The sequence below is a fragment of the Natrinema saccharevitans genome (assembly GCF_001953745.1).
Classification (GTDB): domain Archaea; phylum Halobacteriota; class Halobacteria; order Halobacteriales; family Natrialbaceae; genus Natrinema; species Natrinema saccharevitans.
Map to the genome: position 1 here is coordinate 3,218,379 of NZ_LWLN01000001.1, position 19,457 is coordinate 3,237,835.

Genomic DNA, 19,457 nt, shown 5'->3' on the forward strand with positions numbered 1-19,457 from the left:
CTCGCGAATGTGACGGCTGTGCCACTCGAGGCCCCCGCGCGGATCGTCGGCGAACTCACGAGCCGCGGCTACAACGCCGAACGCGAGGCCGTGACGCGGCTCGCCGGGGCCTCTGATCCCGGTGCGGCCCTCGAGCGCGTCCTCGAGGCGGTCCCCGAGGACGCCTTAGTCGTCCGGACCGAACACGTCGAGACGGCGCTCTCGGCGGACGCCGCCGATGCCGCTCGCGCCGAGCCGGCCGCCGTTCTCGACGGCGAACCGACCCCCTCCGTTTCGACTGGAACTGACCCGACCCCGGGCGATGATACCTCCGGGGCCGCTCCAGTTGAAATGGGGGGGTCGTCGCCCGCCGATCGCTCCGTCGATCCCGCGAGCCGCTCCCTCGAGATCGTCGGTGACATGACCGGCCAGAGTACCGGGACCGGCGAGTACGAGGACTTCGTCTCGGTCTTTCGCGATCGACTCGACCGGCTGGGCGGTAAACTCAAGGGACGGGTCAACCACCGGCCGGCGACCGCCATTCAGGACATGCCCGGCGGCAGCGAGGTCGCGATGGTCGGACTGGTCAACGACATCCGATCGACCGCCAGCGGCCACTGGTTGATCGAACTCGAGGACGCGACCGGAACTTTCCCGTGGCTGGTGATGAAAGACCGGGAGTACGTCGACCTGGTCGACGAACTGCTCTGTGACGAGGTGCTGGCGATGGAGGGGTCCCTGGCGGACGACTCGGGGATCGCCTTCGTCGACTCGCTGCACTTCCCCGACATCCCCCGGACCCACGAGCCGTCGACGGCGGATCGCCACGTGCAGGCGGCGCTGATCAGCGACGTCCACGTCGGTAGTCAGGAGTTCATGGCCGACGCCTGGAACGCCTTCGCGGACTGGCTCCACACCGCGGAGGCGGAACGCGTCGAGTACCTGCTGCTGGCCGGTGACATGGTCGAGGGCGTCGGCGTCTACCCCGACCAGGACGAGGAACTCGACATCGTCGACATCTACGAGCAGTACGAGGCCTTCAGCGAGTACTTAAAGAAGATCCCCGGGGACATCGAGATCGTCATGATCCCGGGCAACCACGACGCGGTTCGGCTCGCGGAGCCACAGCCCGGCTTCGACGAGGAACTGCGCGAGATCATGTCCGCCCACGATCCCCGGATCGTGAGCAACCCCTCGACGGTGACCCTCGAGGGCGTCTCAGTCCTGATGTACCACGGCGTCAGCTTGGACGAGGTCATCGCGGAACTCCCGGAGGAAAAGGCCAGTTACGACGACCCTCACAAGGCGATGTACCACCTCCTCAAGAAGCGCCACGTCGCGCCGCAGTTCGGGGGTCACACGCGGCTCGCGCCCGAGGAGGAGGACTACCTCGTCATCGAGGAGGTGCCCGACATCTTCCACACCGGCCACGTCCACAAGCTCGGCTTCGGCAAGTACCACGACGTGCTGGCGATCAACTCCGGCTGCTGGCAGGCCCAGACGGACTTCCAGAAGAGCGTCAACATCGATCCCGATGCCGGCTTCGCGCCGATCGTCGATCTAGACACGCTCGACGTAACTGTCCAGAAGTTTAGTTAGATGCTTGTCAGTCGAAACGGCGTCCGAATTCATACGTTAGAGACATCTGCAATCACTTCTACGATCCCTTTGGCAATATGGAGGAGGAGAAAAAAGTCGAATCCGGGCGAGAACGCTCCCGCCGCCGTACTCGCGTCGAACGACAGTCGAGGTGATCGCGGTCGCTACCAGCCGGTTCGAACCTAGGGTTCGAGTCGAAACCGGACCGTCGGGGAGCCGTCGAACCGCGGGCCGCGGCCCCGTCGCTCGAAGCCGAGGTCCTCGGCGGCGGTCTCGATCGGGTCGGCGTCGCGGGCGGCCAGCACTTCGACGGCCATCGACTCGTGTTCGGCGAACCGGACCGGCTCGGCCAGCAGCCGTTTGCAGGCCTCGTCCGTCCCGTCGAGCTGGGTGACGTGGACGGTGTCCTCGCGCGCGTCGAAGCTAATGAATCCGAGCAGGTCCTCCGGATCGGAGCCGTCGTATTGCGATCCCGAGACGTCGGCGTTGGGATCGTGACTCCCGTCTTCCGCGACGCGCACCGTCCGGTCGTGGACGAGATTTCGCATCACGTCCGTCGGAGAGTCGGCGATCGACGCGAGCGCGTCGGCGTCGGCCTCGAGGGCATCCCGTACGTTCATCGGCATGTGGTAATGCTACGCACGACAATAAATCCCGGTCGCGAGTGTCTTCCCAGACTGGTATCTCCACTGTCAGTTTCGGGCCGTCACGGGCCGAACGACGGGGCAAAAACGCGGTCGATGGGACACAGTTATCTGCACGCCTTGGTAACGGACCGAGTATGAGTCACACCACCGTCACGCACACCGTCAGCGAGGTGTCAGTATGCGCGTCGTAGCCAAGTTCGGCGGCACGAGCCTCGGCAGCGGCGACCGGATCAACCGCGCCGCGGACTCGATCGCCGCCGCCGTCGAGGACGGCCACGAGATCGCCGTCGTCGCCAGCGCGATGGGATCGACCACCGACGAACTGCTCGAGGAGATCACCTTCGAGACCGACGAGCAAGACCGCGCCCAGATCGTCAGCATGGGTGAGCGCACGTCGGTTCGGATGCTCAAGGCCGCACTCACCGCCCGGGGCATCGACGCCGTCTTCCTGGAGCCCGGCAGCGACCGTTGGCCCGTCGTCACCGACGAGTACGGCGAGGTCAACGTCGAGGAGACCCAGAAACGCGCCCAGGAGGTAGCCGCCGACCTCGACGGCACGGTCCCGGTTATCACCGGCTTCCTCGCGGAGGGGCCGGACGGCTCGATCACGACGCTCGGCCGCGGCGGCAGCGACACCACTGCCGTGATGATGGGCAAGTACATGGACGCCGACGAGGTCGTCATCGTGACCGACGTCGAGGGCGTCATGACCGGGGATCCCCGCGTCGTCGAGGGGGCTCGCAACGTCGGCGAGATTTCGGTCGACGAACTCCGAAACCTCTCGTTCCGCGGGGCCGAGGTCGTCGCTCCTTCCGCGCTCTCCTACAAGGACGGCAAGCTAGACGTCCGCGTCGTCCACTACCAGCACGGCGACTTGCTGTCGGGCGGGACGAGCATCGAGGGCGAATTCAAGAACCTCGTCGATCTGCGCGAGCGGCCGCTGGCCTGTCTCACCGTCGCCGGCCGGGCGATCCGTAACCAGCCCGGCATCTTCAACCACCTCTCGGAGGCGCTCGCCGAAAGCGACGTCAACGTCGACGCCGTCGCCAGCGGGATGGACACCATTACCTTCTACATCGACGAGGAGGAGGCCGAACGCGCCGAGAACATCCTCCACCGAGAGGTCATCGCCCGCGACGAACTCTCGAGTGTCACCGTCGACTCGCCGGTCGCGGTCGTCCGCGTCACCGGCGGGGAACTCCCCAACCAGCCCGGCATCATCAGCGAGATCGTCAACCCGCTGGCCGAGGCCCGGATCCACCTCAACGACATCATCACCAGCGCGACCAGCGTCGCGCTGTTCGTCGACTGGGAGGACCGGGAGCAGACCCTCGAGCTGACACAGGACCTGTTCTAGGCACCGGTTTCCGGCGTCGGGTCCGCTCCGATGCCGCTCGATCGATTTCCGATCGTGACTGTCGTTCGACGAGACGAATTTTAGTACGTTACTATCGCCGCCGAAACAACGGTAGCGACGCCGTAACGAAGGGGTGGCACCGAATGGGGCGAGTCATGAGCCCGGATTCGACCCCGACGGAAGTGTTCCCCGACGTCGAGCCAGATCCAGACGCGGTCCTCGCCGAGTTCGGCGTCGACTCGCCGGCGGACCTCGACGGCGACGGCGCTCACGACCCGATCCCCGACGACGCCGCCGTCGACGATACGACGGCGGCCGAACTCTTCGACGACCTCCAGCACGTCACGTCGGCGGACGCGGCGTCGTCGGCTGACCCGGTCCCCTCCGATCGGAGCGACGCGGCCGACGGCGAGGCCGATCCCGCTGCTTCCCTCGAGTTCGAGTTCGTCGGCGATTCGGACGTCGTCGTCCGTGACGACGGCGACGTGATCGACGCGACGGCGGCCGAACTCAGCGCCGTCACGGAGACGGGGCCGAGCGAGGACGCGTCGGCCGATACCGACGACGGCTCCGACGCCGCCTCGAGTGGCGGTACCACGGCCTCGAGCGGGCGGGTCGAGGCGACCGAGACCGGCGATGCGGGCGGAGACGGTGGCGACTCGAATTCCGCGCTCGCCGTCCGGACCGGCCCCGATCTGGAACTCGTCGGCCCCGACCCGACGCCGACGCGGGTCGGGAACGACGTGTTCGGCGACACCGGTGCCCGCTGACCGCGGTCGACGAGGCGCTCGGCCGCCGCGTTCGACCGCAGGCCGTCCGCTTCGGCCGTCGATGAGCCGATCCATCCTGCAACGGACGGTTCGCGCCATCGATGGACACGGAGCCGCAACTAGACTGAACACGCGCGCCGCCCTCGTTGCCGTATGGTCGCCTACAAGTCGAAAGTCGTCGAACGGATCCGGCTCCCCTCTCGAGACCGACGCGAACGAGCGCTCGCCGAGGCCGGCTACAACGTCTTCGATCTCGATGCCGAGGACGTCTTCGTCGATCTCCTGACCGACAGCGGTACCGGCGCGATGAGCGACGCCCAGTGGGCCGCCCTGTTGCGCGGCGACGAGTCCTACGCGGGGTCGCGGAGCTTCGCCGAGCTCGAGTCCGCGGTTCGGGACGTGATGGGATTCGAGCGCGTCGTCCCGACCCACCAGGGTCGCGGCGCGGAGAACGTTCTCTATGGCACCCTTCTCGAGGAGGGTGACGTCGCGCTCAACAACACGCACTTCGATACGACGCGGGCCCACGTCGCGAATCAGGGGGCCGACCCGGTCGACTGCCCCGTCGAGGGGGCTCACGATCTCGAGTCGGACGAGCCGTTCAAGGGTAACTTCTCGCTCGAGCGGGCCCGCTCGGTCGTCGACGAAGTGGGCACCGAGCGCGTGCCGCTGGTGATTCTGACGGTCACGAACAACTCGACGGCGGGCCAGCCGGTCTCCGTCGAGAACACCCGTCGGGTGCGGGCGTTCGCCGACGAGATCGACGCGACCTTCGTCGTCGACGCCTGCCGGTTCGCCGAGAACGCCGGCTTCGTCCGCCGCCGCGAGGACGAGTTCGCCGGTGCCGACGTCGACGAGATCGCCCGCGAGCAACTCGGTTACGCCGACGCGATCGTCATGAGCGGCAAGAAAGACGGGCTGGCCAACGCGGGCGGCTTCGTCGCGACCGACGACGAGACGCTGTTCGAGCGATGCAAGCAGCGGGCGATCCTCTACGAGGGGTTTCCCACGTACGGCGGGATGTCCGGACGGGATATCGCCGCGATGGCTACCGGGCTCCGCGAGGCCGTCGACGCGGCCTACGTCGCCGACCGCCTCGACGGCGTCCGCGCGTTCGCGGACGTACTCGAGGAGGCGGGCGTCCCGATCTACACGCCGCCCGGCGGTCACGCCGTCTACCTCGACGCCGGTGCGGCGCTTCCCCACCTCTCGGCCGACGAGTTCCCGGGCCAGGCGCTGGTCTGCGAACTGTATCGAGAGGGCGGTGTCCGCGGGGTCGAACTCGGGAGCTTCGCGTTCCCCGACACCGACCGACCGGAGCTGGTCCGCCTCGCGGTACCGCGCCGTACGTACCACGCGGAACACTTCGAACACGTCGCCGAGACCGCTGCGACCGTCCTCGAGAAGCGCGAAGCAGTCGACGGACTCGAGATCACGTCCGAGCCCGAAAACCGCGAGTTGCGTCACTTCACTGCCAGCCTCGAGCCGAACCCGTCGTGAGAACGCGACCGATCGTGCGAGGCGGTCGCTGCACTGCACGATCAGCGACTCGAGAGGACGCGCTGGGCTCGATCCTTCAGGCTCGGTTCCGCTTGCGGTTCCGCTGCGCGCCCGAGCCGCCGTTTCGCGACGGTTCGAACGCCCCGTTTCGCCGGTTCGGAGGTCGCAAGCTCGATCGCCCAGTCGGGCACCTGTGCCTCGAGTTCCCGCCGTTTCTGGGTCCGCATCTTGCCGAACCGGCGTAGCGCCAGTCCGACGCCGAGGAACAGGCCGGCGTCGCGCAACTCGCGTCGGAACCGCTCCCGGTCGTTGCGGACCGCGATCGCCTTCGCCAGCGAGAGCGCACCGATCGCCAGATAGACCTTCGAACTCTTCGACGGATCACCGCTGAGCAGCCGTTGGAGCGCCATGCGGCGGTTGCTACCACGGTCTGTCGGATAAAGCTGGGCCGGGCAGGCGACGGGCTCCGGTCGTACGTCCTCCTGTCGCTGGGTCCCGACGATCGCAGGCAGTCGCTGTCGCGCCGGCACTGACTGACAGCAGTCCGTATCAGTCGTCGTCTCCCCGCACCGCAACGCCGCGGTGTCGCCGGCCGTCGATCGCCTCGATCGCGAACCCCAGCCGTTCGTAGAACGGCCGTACGCCGTCGTCGAACCGGGCCGTGAGCCTGCGCTCGCGCTTCAGGGCGCGGTCGATCAGCGTCGACCCGATCCCCCGGCCGCGGTGACGGCGGCGAACGCCGATCGACGCGACGTGGGCCCCCCGCTCGTCCGGGAGGGGCTCGAGGACGACGGTGCCGAGGATTCGATCGGTTCCGGCCGCGCCGTCGGCGCTCCCGCCGCGCCGGTCGCCCGCCACGAGAACGTCGCCGTCCTCGATCCGGGCCTCGACGTCGCCGGGCTCGAGCATGGCTGCGTCGAGGATTCGTCGCACGTCGAGGGACTCGTCGGGGGTCGCAGGACGGACGAACATCTACCGGCTGCCGCCCTTGATGAGCCGCAGTACGGTCACCTGCTCGCTCTCGACCGGTCGGTCCTCGGGGACCGGACGGCCGTCGACGAGGACGCTCACCTCGTGGGGGCTCAGATCGACCTCGTGCAGGAGATCGGCGTAGGTCGGCGACTCGGTGTCGCTCCCGTCGGCGGCGTCAGCGTCGGCTCCCGCGACCGCCTCGAGATCGAACTCGTAGGTGTCCTCGCCCTTGACGTCGACGGTGACGTACATACCACCACTTGCAACGGGGCGCTCTTGAGCGCGTCGCTCGCGGTCGACGCGGTGGTTGGACCGGGTTCGCTTCCTCGGCCGTCGTCAGTCCGCGGTCGGCTCGTCGGGACCGCCGCCGACCGATCGTTCGCGGTCGCGACCCCGTGCGGTCCGCCAGTGGCCGACGAGTCCGCGAACGAGCCCGCCGAGCCCGAGCAGGAGGACGATCAGTCCGATCACCTCGCCGACGATCGGAACCGGCAGCTGCGAGAGGAGGGCCCCGGCGACCAGCCCGACGACGAGGGCGAGCCAGCGGTTCCCGAGCCCGACGAGCGACAGAATCCAGGCGGCGATGGCAAAACGACCGTAGATAATCCCGACCCACACTAGCAGGGCGAACACGAAGCCGCCGACGAACGACAGCGGGAGGCCGACGACGCTGATCGCGAGCGCGATCAGGAGGACGGGAATCACGACCAGGGCGGCTAGCCCGACCAGTCCCGACCGGAGCGGACCGCTCGCGACGCGATCGGCCACGCCGTCGGAGAACCGCGGGAACAGCCCGAGCAAGAGCGCGCCCAGCAACAGGTTCACCGCCAGGGCGTAGGCCGTGAACAGCCACGACGCGAACGGCTGGATCGTCGGCGCGACGTCGACCCCCAGCGAGGCGTCCGCCTCGATCTCGCCCGCGACCGCATCGGTGTTGCCCTCGAGGTCGCCGTCGTACCGCAGATCCCCGGCGATCGAGGCGGTCTCGCCCAGCCGGATCGTCTCGGCTCCGATCTCGGCGTCGCCCTCGATCGTGCCGTCGATCGTCACGGTCCCGACGCCGGCCGTGACGGCTCCGCCGACGGTTCCGTCCTCGGTGATCGTCAGGCTCCCCGCGCCGGCGTCGACGTCGCCGTCGACGGTGCCGGCGACGGTGACGCTCCCGCCGGCCGCCTCGAGGTCGCCGCCGACCTCGCCGGTGCGTTCGATCCGTACGTCGCCGCCCACGGCACTGACGTCGCCGGTGACGGTTCCCCGAACCACGACGGTTCCCCCGAACGCCTCGAGGCTGTCGACCGTCTCGTCCTCCTCGACGACGACGGTGCCGCCGGTCTGGCCGTTCGACTGGGCGGCGACCGTCGCCGGGACGGTCCCACAGACCACGAGGACGACCAGCACCGCGACGGCGATCCGTGATAGTGTGGCTCTCTCAACCATTGCGTGTCGTCCTTCCTCGAGCAGGGTGTAAAACCCGCCACCACGGTTTCCGGGCGGGAAACCGTCCGGTTTCGTGACCCGTCGGCAACGCGACCGAACCCGCGGACGCGCCGTCGGAGAGCGACCTTCGGTCGATTTATTTTCCGGCCGCCCGTTCGCCCGGTATGAGCGAGGCCGAGGCCGACACCGACGTCGAGGCGGCGGAGCCAACCCCCGGGAAAACGGAGGTCTGGATCGAGAAGTACCGCCCGGAACTGCTCGCCGATATCAAGGGTCACGAGAACATCGTCCCGCGACTCGAGAACTACGTCGAGCAGGACGACCTCCCCCACCTTCTTTTCGCTGGCCCAGCTGGAACAGGAAAGACCACGGCCGCACAGGCCATCGCCCGCGAAGTCTACGGCGACGACTGGCGCGAGAACTTCCTCGAGTTGAACGCCTCCGACCAGCGCGGGATCGACGTCGTCCGCGACCGAATCAAGGACTTCGCACGCTCCTCGTTCGGCGGTTACTCGCATCGAATCATCTTCCTCGACGAGGCCGACGCCTTGACCTCCGACGCCCAGTCCGCGCTTCGCCGAACGATGGAGCAGTTCTCGAACAACACTCGCTTCATCCTCTCGTGTAACTACTCGAGCCAGATCATCGACCCCATCCAGTCGCGGTGTGCGGTCTTCCGATTCACCGAACTCACCGAGGACGCCATCGAGGCGCAGGTGCGCGAAATCGCCGCGAACGAGGGGATCGAGGTCACCGACGACGGGGTCGACGCGCTGGTCTTCGCGGCCGACGGCGACATGCGGAAGGCGATCAACGGGCTGCAGGCCGCCGCCGTGATGGGCGAGACCGTCGACGAGGAGACGGTCTTCGCGATCACCGCCACCGCCCGCCCCGAGGAGGTCGAGGCGATGGTCGAACACGCCATCGACGGCGATTTCACCGCCGCTCGGGCCGCCCTCGAGGACCTCTTGACCGAGCGCGGACTCGCCGGCGGCGACGTGATCGACCAACTCCACCGCTCGGCGTGGGAGTTCGACGTCCCCGAGCGGGCGACCGTGCGCCTGCTCGAGCGCCTCGGCGAGGTCGATTACCGGATCACGGAAGGGGCGAACGAACGGTTGCAACTCGAGGCGATGCTGGCGTCGCTGGCGCTCGAAAACGAGTCCTGAGCGGTTGTCTACGTTTCGTCGTCGACCGAGTCGACGCCGCGGAAGGCGAAGGCGATGCCGCCGTCGTCGGCGTCTCGGCGAAGACGACGCAGTCGGACGCGGCCGCCCAGTTGCGGACCCGCTCGACCGTCGTCACCGCCTGGACCGACCGCGTCGGCCCCGACTCGACGGCCTCGAGCGCGTCGGCACCGTCGCTGGCCGCCCGTTCGGTGTCGGCCACGTAGAGAACCGTTCGGGGTCGCGAGGTCGCCGCAGGGGGTGCCGTCGCGGCTCACGTCTGTCCCACGTGACTGGACCCGTGGGACATAGTTCTGTTGCACGCATCGACCGCTGAACCGCGGCCGCCGATCGGATCGGCTCGAGGGGGGGTTAGTCGGCGGTGGTGTTCGTCCGCGGCTGCCACGCCGACCGGAGCCGGCGGAGCCAGTAGCTCCCGACGATCCCGGCGGGGACGAGCCAGAGCCCACCAAACGGTGCGTACCACTCGTAGACGTACGCGGGCGCGGCGGCGACGAACCGGGCTACGCCGAACGCGGCGACGATCGACACGGCGGTGACGAACAGCAACCCGTCGTCGTCGATCGGAACCGCCCAGAACCGGAGCGAGCCCGCTCGCCGGGCGTCCGCCGCGACGAGCGCGACCGCGGCCGCGCTCGCACCGACGGTCAGTCCGGTCGCGAGGTCGAGACCGAGGACGTAGCTCCCGACGACGAGGTCGCCGAGGGCGACGGGAACCACCGGGAGGAGCGCGGCCAGTCCGGGACCGCCGTTCCAGAGCGCATAGCAGAAGGGAACGACCAGCAGCGTCAGCGTGACGAACGCGATGAAGACCATGCTGAGCGCGTCGAACCCCTTCGACGAGACGGTGTCGAGAACGTCGCCACCGACCGTCACCTGTGCGCCGAGATAGCTGGTGACGAACATCGCGACTAGACCGCCCAGATACGCGATCGTCAGCGCCGTCCGCCGCCGATAGCGGCCGACGAGAGGATGGTCGAGGGCGACACCGATCGACGCCGTCGCATCCGGCGCGTCGCTTTCGTCGGTGATCGGCTCGTCGACCCAGTCGGCGACCGCCGCCGGGGGCTCGGCGGCTTCGACCGTCCCGCTCGAGTCGGTTTCGTCCGGCGGGGACGGGAGCAGCGCCGCTCCGACGATCGTTCCGACGCCGGCCAGCCCGGCCTTTCGGAGGAGGCTCCGTCGCGTCGATACGGTTACCTCCGCCGTCGACGGCGTCGAACTACAGATGCCGGGGTCGGCGGCCGTTGCTCCGCACCGTCTCCGCCGATCGTTCGTCGTGTGTTCCGATCCCACAGCGTTTGCCTCATTGATAATTCGTTCTACAGGAACACGCCCCATTACTTATTGATTTCTAACTAATTATATAATGAAATAATTTGCGACGGACGGCCCCTATCGGACCGCTCACGACCGCTCGCCGTCGGGTAACATCTGCGTTCGACTCTCGCGTTCCCGATACCGTTCGTCTCGTCATCCCCTTCGGGCGGCGGGGTTGCGGAACTGTTTTACGCGCTGCAGGGGCAATAGACGCGTAATGAGCGAACTGGCGGCAGAATACCGCCTCGAGTACTTCGAGGAGGAAGGGTTCGAGCGCAAGGAGTGCCCGAAGTGTGGCGCACACTTCTGGACGCGCGATCACGGCAGGGAGACCTGCGGTGAACCGCCCTGCGAGGAGTACGGCTTCATCGACAACTCGGGTTTCGAGGAGTCGTACGACCTCTCGGGGATGCGCGAGGCCTTTCTCTCTTACTTCGAGGATCACGACCACGAGCGAATCGAGCCCTACCCGGTCGCGGCGAACCGCTGGCGCGACGACGTCTTGCTGACCCAGGCGTCGATCTACGACTTCCAGCCGCTGGTGACCAGCGGCGAGACGCCCCCGCCTGCGAACCCGCTGACGGTCTCGCAGCCCTGCATCCGGATGCAGGACATCGACAACGTCGGCAAGACCGGACGACACACGATGGCCTTCGAGATGATGGCCCACCACGCGTTCAACACGCGCGAGGAGGTCGACGAAGACGAGTACGCCTACCACGGCGAGGTCTACTGGAAGGACCGGACCGTGGAACTCTGTGACGGCTTCTTCGAGTCGATGGGCGTCGATCTCGAGGAGGTCATCTACATCGAGGACCCGTGGGTCGGCGGCGGCAACGCCGGGCCCGCCATCGAGGTCATCTACCGCGGCGTCGAACTCGCCACGCTGGTTTTCATGTCGATGGAGCAAGACTCCGACGGCGAGTACGAGATGAAAGACGGGAACCGCTACAGCCCGATGGACACCTACATCGTCGACACGGGCTACGGCCTCGAGCGCTGGACCTGGGTCTCCCAGGGCACTCCGACCGTCTACGAGGCGGTCTATCCCGACATGATCGCCTTCCTGAAGGACAACGCCGGACTCGACCACACCGACGAGCAGGAGGAACTGATCCACCGCGCCGCCAAGCTCGCGGGCCACATGGACATCGACGAGGCCGAGGACATGGAGACCGCCCGCGGCGAGATCGCCGCGGAACTCGACGTCGACGTCGACGTCCTCGAGGACCTGATGGAACCGCTCGAGGATATCTACGCCATCGCGGACCACTGTCGCACGCTGGCGTACATGCTCGGCGACGGCATCGTCCCCTCGAACGTCGGCACCGGCTACCTCGCGCGGATGGTGCTTCGCCGCACCAAACGGCTCTGTGACACCGTCGGGGTCGACGCGCCGCTGGACGAACTCGTCGACATGCAGGCCGAACGGCTCGAGTACGAGAACCGCGACACGATCCGCGACATCGTCCGCACCGAGGTCGAGAAGTACCGCGAGACCTTAGAGCGGGGCGGTCGCCGGGTCGAGACGCTGGCCGAGGAGTACGCGGAGAAAGGCGAGCCGATCCCCACCGAGGACCTGATCGAGCTCTACGACTCCCACGGCATCCAGCCGGACATGGTCGCGGAAATCGCCGCGGAATCGGGCGCGGACGTCGAGATCCCCGACGACTTCTATAGCCTCGTCGCGAAGCGCCACGACACGCCCGAGGCCGTCGCGGAGGCCGAAGACGAGGAGGACGAACGCTTCGCGGACCTCCCTGAGACGGACAAGCTCTACTACGACGACCAGGGGCGCACCCAGTTCGAGGCGGTCGTGCTGGACGTCTTCGAGCGCGAGGACGGCTACGACGTCGTCCTCGATCAGACGATGTTCTACCCCGAGGGCGGCGGCCAGCCCGCCGACACGGGGACGCTCTCGACCGACGACACGACCGTCGAGGTCGAAGACGTCCAGATCGAGGACGGCGTGATCCTCCACCGGACCGACGAGAGCCCCGGCAAGGGCGAGTTCGTCAACGGGCAGGTCGACGGCGGCCGCCGTCGCCAGCTCATGCGCCACCACACGGCGACCCACATCGTCATCCACGCCGCCCGACAGGTGCTTGGCGAACACATCCGCCAGGCCGGCGCACAGAAGGGCGTCGACTCCTCGCGGATCGACGTCCGCCACTACGACCGCATCTCCCGCGCGGACGTCAAGGAGATCGAGTCCCTGGCAAACGAGATCATCATGGACAACACGCAGGTCACCCAGGAGTGGCCCGATCGCCACGACGCCGAGGCCGAACACGGCTTCGACCTCTATCAGGGCGGAATCCCGCCGGGCGAGCAGATCCGGCTGGTCACCGTCGACGACGACGTTCAGGCCTGCGGCGGCACCCACGTCGCTCGCACCGGCGACATCGGCACGATCAAGCTCCTCTCGACCGAGCGCGTCCAGGACGGCGTCGAACGGATCACCTTCGCGGCCGGCGAGGCCGCCATCGAGGCCACGCAAGCGAAGGAAGACGCCCTCTACGAGGCCGCCGAGATCCTCGACGTCTCCCCGGAGGACGTCCCCGAGACCGCCGAGCGGTTCTTCGAGGAGTGGAAGGCTCGAGGCAAGGAGATCGAGGACCTGACCGAACAGCTCGCCGCGGCCCGCGCCGGCGGCGGTGGCGGCGGCGAGGAGGTCGAGGTCGGCGAGACGACTGCCGTCGTCGATCGCATCGACGCCGACATGGACGAGCTCCGGGCGACCGCCAACGCCCTCGTCGAGGACGGCAAGATCGCAGTGCTGGGCAGCGGCGAGAGCGGTGCCCAGTTCGTCGTCGCCGTCCCCGACGACGTGGGCGTCAACGCCGGCGAAGTCGTCGGCGAACTCGCCTCGAGAGTCGGCGGCGGCGGCGGCGGCCCGCCGGACTTCGCACAGGGCGGCGGCCCCAACGTCGACGATCTCGACGACGCGCTCGAGGACGCCCCCGACGTGTTGCGCCAGATCCTGAACGCCTGATCGGAACCTCGAGCGCTCTCGAATCGAAACTCGAGTCGAAACCGTCCCCTTCTTTCACCGCGGTCCCGTCGGTTCTCCCATGCCGACCGCATCGAACGGAGCCGTCTCGCTGTACTACGACCGCGCGGGCGAGGGCGAGCCCGTCGTCTTCGTCCCCGAGGCCGGCCTCGGCGGCTGGCTGTGGGGCTGGCAACACGCCGCCGTCGCCGGCCCCCACGAGGCCGTCGTCTGGGACCTCCGCGGGACGGGCCGCTCCGACGCGCCGCCGGGCCCCTACGACCTCGAGACGCTCGTCGCCGATCTCGAGGCGGTGCTGGCGGACTGCGACGTTCGCAACGCCCACCTCGTTGGCTGTGGCCTCGGCGGGGCGATCGCGCTCGAGGCCGCCCGGACCTCGAGTCGCGTCGCGACGCTGACGCTGTTCGGCACGGCGGCTCGGGGCGAGGCGTTCGACCTCGAGCCCCTGTTCGCGCCGCCGGACGACCGGGACGCACTCGAGGCGTCGCTCGAGACGGGGCTCTCCGCGGACTTCCTCGAGAACCAGCCCGACGTACGCGAGGGGATCGTCGACTGGCGGGCCGACGGCGACGCCGATCGGGCGGGCTGGGAGGCACAGGTCGCGGCGCTCGAGGACGTTGCCGCGACCGACTGGCTGGTCGACGTGACCCAGCCCACGCGGGTGATCCACGGCGGCGCGGACGAGTTGGTTTCGCCCGCGGCCGGGAAGGAGGTGGCACGAGGGCTGCCCCGCGGGGAGTTCCGGCCCCTCGAGGGCGCGGGCCACCTCTGTTTCGTCGAGCGCTCGCGGACGGTCAACGATCTGTTGCTGGGTTTTCTCGAGGCACAGACGACCGATTCCGAGTAACGGGCTCGACCGATACCGGGGGTGCTTGCGACTGACCCCCGCCATACTACGTACGCGAGCGTGGAAGCGACCGCCGTGACCCTCTCGCTGGCCCGCCGGGCGGACCGCTTCCCGAATCGGACGGCGGTCGTCGACATCTCGGAGGATCGGTTATACGCGCCCGCGGAGGCGATTCACGAGGATCGAGTCTCCTACGGCGAGCTATCGGCGATCGCGACCCGGACCGCCGAACGCCTCGTCGCGCTCGGGATCTGTCCCGGCGACACGGTCTGTCTCGTCACCCGAAACCGGGTCGCGTCGCTGGCGCTGTTTTTCGCCTGCCGACGGCTCGGAGCGACGCTCGCGCCGGTTTCCCATCTGCTGACGCCTGCCACCGTCGACCGTCCGTTCGACGTCTTGGAGCCCGATCTCGTCGTCGCGGAGGCGGCCCAGCGCGATCTGGTGCGGTCGATCCCGTTCGACCGGTCGGTGACCCTCGAGGCGTTGTCCGAGACCGACCGCGCCGGTATCGAGGTCGACGATCGCCGGCCGGGCGAGTTCCCCCTGCTCGCGCTCCACGGTCAGTCGGGACGGCCGATCGCGGGCTATGCGAGCGACACCCTCGAGCGAAACTGTCGCACGGGTATCGCCGCGTGGGGGCTGGCGGCGAACGACGTCGTTTCGCTCACGACGCCGCTGGCCGCTCCGGACGGACTCGTCCGCGTCGCGGTGTCGGTCTTGTACGTCGGCGGCACGCTCCTGCTCGATCGGGCCTTCGACCCCGGCGACGCCGCAGCCGCGATCGCCGAGGAGGGGGCCACGCTGTTACCCGGCCGGGCGACGGTCCTCCGCGATATCGTCGCCGAACCGGACTTCGACGCCGCCGCCGACTCGCTCGAGCGGGCGGTCTGCGAAGCGCCGGTCGACGACGACGTGATCGAAACTTACCGGGACCGCGACGTCCAGGTCGCGCGGGTCTATGGCCGCCTCGAGTGTCCGACGGCCCTGAGCGAGGGCTTCGTCGACGACGCCCGCGCCGGCGACGCCGAGGGGTCACCGGTCGGCCGTCCGGTCCCGGACTGTCGTGCCCGGCTGGTCGACGACGCCGTCCTCGAGGGAGCGGCCGACGGCCGCCTCCAGCTCTCGGGCCCGGTGGTGGCCGACGGCTACGTAAGCGCTGCCGGAACCGACGACGAGCGGTCGGAGGGGCCGGCCGCACTCGAGCGCGCCGACGACGAGGCCGGCGACCGCGGCCGGTTCGTCGACGGCTGGTTCGACACCGGGGACCGGTTTCGGCGGGACGAGGCGGGGACCTACTACCTGCGATGAGTCGGGTCGCGGACGTGACCGATTTCGATCCCGTCGGCGCTCGAGCGCGGGTGTCGAACTAGCCGTCGGCGGTCGCGGCAACGCCGACACCGGGCGGAAGGCCTATTCTTGTCGAGTGACCACTATGGCGTAATGAGCCACCCCCGAATCGCCGTCCTGAACGCGGCTCACCGGGACGAGAACACGACGCGGAACTTCCGGCGCGAACTCGACGCCTCGCTGGCGGAGTTCGACGCCACCGACGGCACGGTCCCCGACGACTTCGACTACGACGGCGCCGTCGTCACCGGCTCCCGATCGTCGGTCTACTGGGACGACGACTGGATGCGTCCGGTCAAGGAGTGGGTCGGCGAGGCGATCGATCGCGGCGTCCCCTTCCTCGGGGTCTGTTGGGGCCACCAGCTGCTCGCCGACGTCCTCGGCGGCACCGTCGAAGACATGGGCGTCTACGAAGTCGGTTACAGCGAGATCGACCACACCGGCGAGTCGCGGCTGTTCGACGGCGTCGACGAGACCTTCCTCTCCTTTACCAGCCACTCCGATGCTGTCACCGAACTCCCGCCCGGTGCCGAGCCGCTCGCCGAAAACGACTACTCCAACCACGGCTTCCGCAAGGACCGCGTGTTCGGCGTCCAGTTCCACCCCGAGTACGACGCCAAGACCGCCCGCGAACTCGTCCACCGGAAGGAGCTCTCCGACGAGCGCCGCGAGTCGGTCCTCGCCGAGATTACCGACGCGAACTACCGGCGATCCTGCGAGGCGAAGTTAGTGTTCGAGAACTTCCTCGAGTTCGTCCGCGAAACCAAACGAGTCGACGCCACCGACGCTTCGGCTTCGACCGGTCGCTCTGACTGATCGCCGAACCACCACGGTCTCCTTCTGGGGGTACACTCGAACGTCAGCGAGACAAACCTTTCCGATAGCAGTCACAGTGTCAGTGTATGTGTCCGACGGTCGAACTCACGGAAGCGACGACCGATCGACTCGAGGAGCTACAGGCGGAAATCCGTCGCGAGACCGGTCGTGACGTATCGAAACGGATACTTCTCGAGCGGATCGTTCGGGTCGCCTACGAGTCGAGAGACGAAGTGATCGACCAATTTCGTGACGATTCTCCGTCGTAGCTGGCCGATCTGTACTATCGATCGGCCGTTTTCGTGAACGCAACTCGAAGAGCGCGGTTCGATCGGACAAAAGCGCCGAGGAGTCGATCAGTCCGCGGCGACTTCGACTTTCGCTTCGTCCTCCTTGCCGATGGCCTCGACGATGAGTTCGGCGACGTCGACGATCTCGATCTCGTCCTCGAAGTCGCCGGTCTTGCGGCCGTCCTCGTACATCGTCATGCACATCGGACAGGCGACGACGAACTTCTCGATCCCGCTGCCGGCGTCGGTGTCCTCGAGCGCCTCGCGGATCCGTTCCTCGCTCGGTTTCGGCTCCTCCTCGAAGTCCATCCAGAGGCCGCCGCCGCCGCCGCCACAGCAGAAGGAGTTGCTGCGGTTGCGAGGCATCTCATCGAGCGTACAGCCCGTCGCCTTGATGAGTTCGCGCGGGGCCTCGTACTCGTCGTTGTACCGGCCCAGATGGCAGGGGTCGTGGTAGGTGACCGTGTAGTCGAGTTCGGTTCCGTTCAGGTCGAGTTTGCCCTCCTCGACGAGTTCTTCCACCGCTTGAGTCCAGTGGTAGACGTCGATCTCGCCGTCGTCGTTCCACTGCTCCTCGTACTCGAAGGGCATCATCGGGTCGTCGGCGAACTCGTCGAAGTTGACTTCGGGGTACTCGTTTTTGAACGTGTTGTAGGAGTGGGGGTCCGTACAGACGATCGTGTCGAACTCGCAGTCCTCCCACGTCTCGACGTGGTGGCCGGCCAGTTCGACGTAGAGCAGTTCCTCGCCGACCCGTCGGATGTCGTTGCCGTCGAACTTCTCGTCGTCGAAGAGGATGCCGAAGCTGACGTCGGCCTCTTTGAGAATGGTCGCCAGCGAGCGGGCGACCTGCTTGTTGCGCTCGTCGTAGCTCGGGAAGTCACCGACGTACCAGAGGTAGTCGACTTCCTCCTCGCGGGCGTCGGTCACGTCGAATTCGAGTTCTTCGGTCCAGTCACCGCGAGACCGCGGCGAGTCGCCGAAGGTGTTGCCGTTTTGCATGACGTTCTGGAAGACGTCCTGCATGCTCGAGGAGACGTCGCCCTGATCGGTCAGCTGGCGGTTGAGCCGGGTAAAGCTCTTGAGGTGTTCGATCTCGACGGGGCAGGCGTCCATACAGGCCATACAGGCCATACAGGAGTCCATCGTCTCGGAGTCGATCACCGAGGTGCCGCCGTCGGCGACGATCGGTTTCTCCTCGCCGCCGGCCTCGAGATCTTCTCGGTAGGATTTCAGATCGAGGATGACGTCGCGCGGGTCCAGCGGCCGGTCGGAGGCCTTGGCCGGACAGACCGAGGAACAGCGACCGCACTTGGTACAGGCGTCCTGGTCGAGGATCTCCTTCCAGGTGAAGTCGTCGATCGATTCGGCGTTGGTCGCGTCCAGATCCGAGGGGACGTTCGGCAGGCGCTTGCCGGCCTTCTCGTCGCGCGTGACGACGTTCGCAAAGGAGGAGATCATGTGGAACGGCTTCGCGTAGGGGATCCACGCGATGAAGAAGAAGGCGATCAGCGAGTGGGACCACCACGCGAGCCAGTGGAGGTTCTCGACGTTGAAGCCGGCCCCGTTCAGGCCGGCCTGCTCGGCACCCATCGTCGGGAGCCCGACGGCGTCGAAGCCGAGTGCCATCCCGTAGGCGACGAAGCTGACGACCTCGTGGTCGGGAATGCCGGCGCTGTAGACGCGCAGTCCCTCGAGCAGGAAGCCGCCGACGCCCAGCGCGAACAGCGTCCAGATGAAGAGATCGTCCTCGTTGGAGGTGTGGCGGCCCCAGAGACGGTGGTTGCGGACCCAGTAGCGTCGGTACATCGCCATCCCGATGCCGACGACGAACAGCAGGCCCATGGCGTCGACCATGAACTGGTAGGCGAGATAGAAGTCACCCTCCCAGAACGCCATGTGCAGGATTTTCTGGCCGACATATAGATCGGCCCCCAGAATTAGTGTCGCGATGAACAGCGTCAGGAATCCCCAGAGGATAAAGGAATGCATCAGGCCGCCGTAGAGGTCCCTGTTGAACTGTTTCTCGTTCGAGAGCGCGATCTTGGCCGAGCTCACGATGCGGTTCGGCATGTCGTTCAGACGCGCGAAGGAGTCGTCGTCGCCCTGCGAGTAGCGGGCGAACCGCCGATAGACGCCGTAGGTGAAGACGGCGACGGCGGTGGCCGCGAGGAGGTAAAACGTCGCGTACTCGACGCTGGTAATGCCCCAGTACGTCTCCCTCGCCACGTCTGACTGTGCTAGCGCATGCATATCCAATGAGGGGGAAGGCTGTAACTTAATTCTTGTTACACCGTTCCAATATTCGCCTTGACGCTGTCTGTCGAAAATACTCCATCTATTCTCAGTTTATAATAGATTGACACGCAATAGATC

General features: G+C 67.3%; 16 protein-coding genes. 9 read left to right on the forward strand and 7 right to left on the reverse strand.

What is annotated here, in order from left to right; translation table 11 throughout:
* Window positions 1–18: 18 nt before the first annotated feature.
* The gene (locus tag A6E15_RS16335) at window positions 19–1,578 is read left to right on the forward strand and encodes a DNA-directed DNA polymerase II small subunit (RefSeq protein WP_076147779.1); all 1,560 of its coding nucleotides are present in this window, start codon (window positions 19–21) and stop codon (window positions 1,576–1,578) included.
* A gap of 182 nt (window positions 1,579–1,760) precedes the next feature.
* Here the strand turns inward: A6E15_RS16335 and A6E15_RS16340 are convergent, their stop codons facing one another.
* Window positions 1,761–2,198, reverse strand: a complete 438-nt coding sequence (locus A6E15_RS16340) for a hypothetical protein (RefSeq protein ID WP_076148406.1) — start codon at window positions 2,196–2,198, stop codon at window positions 1,761–1,763.
* Between the two features lie 205 nt (window positions 2,199–2,403).
* On the opposite strand from A6E15_RS16340, the gene A6E15_RS16345 reads away from it, so the two are divergent.
* The 3 genes from A6E15_RS16345 to A6E15_RS16355 all read left to right on the forward strand — a co-directional run bounded on the left by A6E15_RS16345 (window position 2,404) and on the right by A6E15_RS16355 (window position 5,852).
* Window positions 2,404–3,582 (forward strand): aspartate kinase, encoded by a 1,179-nt coding sequence (locus A6E15_RS16345; RefSeq protein ID WP_076147781.1) that lies wholly within the window; start codon window positions 2,404–2,406, stop codon window positions 3,580–3,582.
* Between the two features lie 143 nt (window positions 3,583–3,725).
* Window positions 3,726–4,352, forward strand: coding sequence for a hypothetical protein (locus A6E15_RS16350; RefSeq protein ID WP_076147783.1), 627 nt, complete (start codon window positions 3,726–3,728; stop codon window positions 4,350–4,352).
* A 153-nt stretch (window positions 4,353–4,505) separates the two neighbouring features.
* Window positions 4,506–5,852, forward strand: coding sequence for a tryptophanase (locus A6E15_RS16355; RefSeq protein ID WP_076147785.1), 1,347 nt, complete (start codon window positions 4,506–4,508; stop codon window positions 5,850–5,852).
* A gap of 41 nt (window positions 5,853–5,893) precedes the next feature.
* Here the strand turns inward: A6E15_RS16355 and A6E15_RS16360 are convergent, their stop codons facing one another.
* The 4 genes from A6E15_RS16360 to A6E15_RS16375 form a co-directional block, all read right to left on the reverse strand.
* Window positions 5,894–6,262 (reverse strand): hypothetical protein, encoded by a 369-nt coding sequence (locus A6E15_RS16360; protein WP_076147787.1) that lies wholly within the window; start codon window positions 6,260–6,262, stop codon window positions 5,894–5,896.
* 139 nt (window positions 6,263–6,401) lie between these two features.
* Window positions 6,402–6,824, reverse strand: coding sequence for a GNAT family N-acetyltransferase (locus tag A6E15_RS16365; protein ID WP_076147789.1), 423 nt, complete (start codon window positions 6,822–6,824; stop codon window positions 6,402–6,404).
* On the reverse strand, window positions 6,825–7,076 hold the full coding sequence (gene samp2, locus A6E15_RS16370) for a ubiquitin-like small modifier protein SAMP2 (RefSeq protein WP_076147791.1): 252 nt from the start codon (window positions 7,074–7,076) through the stop codon (window positions 6,825–6,827).
* A gap of 84 nt (window positions 7,077–7,160) precedes the next feature.
* Window positions 7,161–8,261, reverse strand: coding sequence for a bactofilin family protein (locus tag A6E15_RS16375; RefSeq protein WP_076147793.1), 1,101 nt, complete (start codon window positions 8,259–8,261; stop codon window positions 7,161–7,163).
* A gap of 164 nt (window positions 8,262–8,425) precedes the next feature.
* Here A6E15_RS16375 and A6E15_RS16380 point away from each other — a divergent pair, with 164 nt between their 5' ends.
* Window positions 8,426–9,430, forward strand: coding sequence for a replication factor C small subunit (locus A6E15_RS16380; protein WP_076147795.1), 1,005 nt, complete (start codon window positions 8,426–8,428; stop codon window positions 9,428–9,430).
* A 369-nt stretch (window positions 9,431–9,799) separates the two neighbouring features.
* On the opposite strand, the gene A6E15_RS16390 is transcribed toward A6E15_RS16380, so the two are convergent.
* Complete coding sequence (locus A6E15_RS16390; RefSeq protein ID WP_245800587.1) at window positions 9,800–10,744, reverse strand: hypothetical protein; 945 nt, start codon at window positions 10,742–10,744, stop codon at window positions 9,800–9,802.
* 241 nt (window positions 10,745–10,985) lie between these two features.
* Between A6E15_RS16390 and alaS the strand changes: the two genes are divergently transcribed.
* The 4 genes from alaS to A6E15_RS16410 all read left to right on the forward strand — a co-directional run bounded on the left by alaS (window position 10,986) and on the right by A6E15_RS16410 (window position 16,791).
* Entirely contained in the window at window positions 10,986–13,763 is a 2,778-nt protein-coding gene (gene alaS, locus A6E15_RS16395) for an alanine--tRNA ligase (protein WP_076147799.1), read from the forward strand.
* Window positions 13,764–13,842: 79 nt separating this feature from the next.
* Window positions 13,843–14,628: an alpha/beta fold hydrolase gene (locus tag A6E15_RS16400; RefSeq protein ID WP_076147801.1), complete on the forward strand. Its 786-nt coding sequence runs from the start codon at window positions 13,843–13,845 to the stop codon at window positions 14,626–14,628.
* Between the two features lie 60 nt (window positions 14,629–14,688).
* Window positions 14,689–15,936 (forward strand): AMP-binding protein, encoded by a 1,248-nt coding sequence (locus tag A6E15_RS16405; RefSeq protein WP_076147803.1) that lies wholly within the window; start codon window positions 14,689–14,691, stop codon window positions 15,934–15,936.
* Window positions 15,937–16,068: 132 nt separating this feature from the next.
* Entirely contained in the window at window positions 16,069–16,791 is a 723-nt protein-coding gene (locus A6E15_RS16410; protein ID WP_076147805.1) for a type 1 glutamine amidotransferase, read from the forward strand.
* Window positions 16,792–17,147: 356 nt separating this feature from the next.
* Here the strand turns inward: A6E15_RS16410 and A6E15_RS16420 are convergent, their stop codons facing one another.
* Window positions 17,148–19,334 carry a (Fe-S)-binding protein gene (locus A6E15_RS16420; RefSeq protein ID WP_076148409.1) on the reverse strand — a complete coding sequence of 729 codons (2,187 nt, stop codon included), beginning with the start codon at window positions 19,332–19,334 and terminating at the stop codon, window positions 17,148–17,150.
* Window positions 19,335–19,457 lie beyond the last annotated feature (123 nt).

Excerpts from the sequence above, each read along its gene's own strand:
- A6E15_RS16375 (WP_076147793.1), bottom strand. The coding sequence starts at position 8,261 with ATGGTTGAGAGAGCCACACTATCACGGATCGCCGTCGCGGTGCTGGTC.
- samp2 (WP_076147791.1), bottom strand. The coding sequence starts at position 7,076 with ATGTACGTCACCGTCGACGTCAAGGGCGAGGACACCTACGAGTTCGAT.
- A6E15_RS16365 (WP_076147789.1), bottom strand. The coding sequence starts at position 6,824 with ATGTTCGTCCGTCCTGCGACCCCCGACGAGTCCCTCGACGTGCGACGA.
- A6E15_RS16350 (WP_076147783.1), top strand. The coding sequence starts at position 3,726 with ATGGGGCGAGTCATGAGCCCGGATTCGACCCCGACGGAAGTGTTCCCC.
- A6E15_RS16360 (WP_076147787.1), bottom strand. The coding sequence starts at position 6,262 with ATGGCGCTCCAACGGCTGCTCAGCGGTGATCCGTCGAAGAGTTCGAAG.
- A6E15_RS16400 (WP_076147801.1), top strand. The coding sequence starts at position 13,843 with ATGCCGACCGCATCGAACGGAGCCGTCTCGCTGTACTACGACCGCGCG.
- A6E15_RS16410 (WP_076147805.1), top strand. The coding sequence starts at position 16,069 with ATGAGCCACCCCCGAATCGCCGTCCTGAACGCGGCTCACCGGGACGAG.
- A6E15_RS16345 (WP_076147781.1), top strand. The coding sequence starts at position 2,404 with ATGCGCGTCGTAGCCAAGTTCGGCGGCACGAGCCTCGGCAGCGGCGAC.
- A6E15_RS16380 (WP_076147795.1), top strand. The coding sequence starts at position 8,426 with ATGAGCGAGGCCGAGGCCGACACCGACGTCGAGGCGGCGGAGCCAACC.
- A6E15_RS16355 (WP_076147785.1), top strand. The coding sequence starts at position 4,506 with ATGGTCGCCTACAAGTCGAAAGTCGTCGAACGGATCCGGCTCCCCTCT.
- alaS (WP_076147799.1), top strand. The coding sequence starts at position 10,986 with ATGAGCGAACTGGCGGCAGAATACCGCCTCGAGTACTTCGAGGAGGAA.
- A6E15_RS16340 (WP_076148406.1), bottom strand. The coding sequence starts at position 2,198 with ATGAACGTACGGGATGCCCTCGAGGCCGACGCCGACGCGCTCGCGTCG.
- A6E15_RS16420 (WP_076148409.1), bottom strand. The coding sequence starts at position 19,334 with ATGCATGCGCTAGCACAGTCAGACGTGGCGAGGGAGACGTACTGGGGC.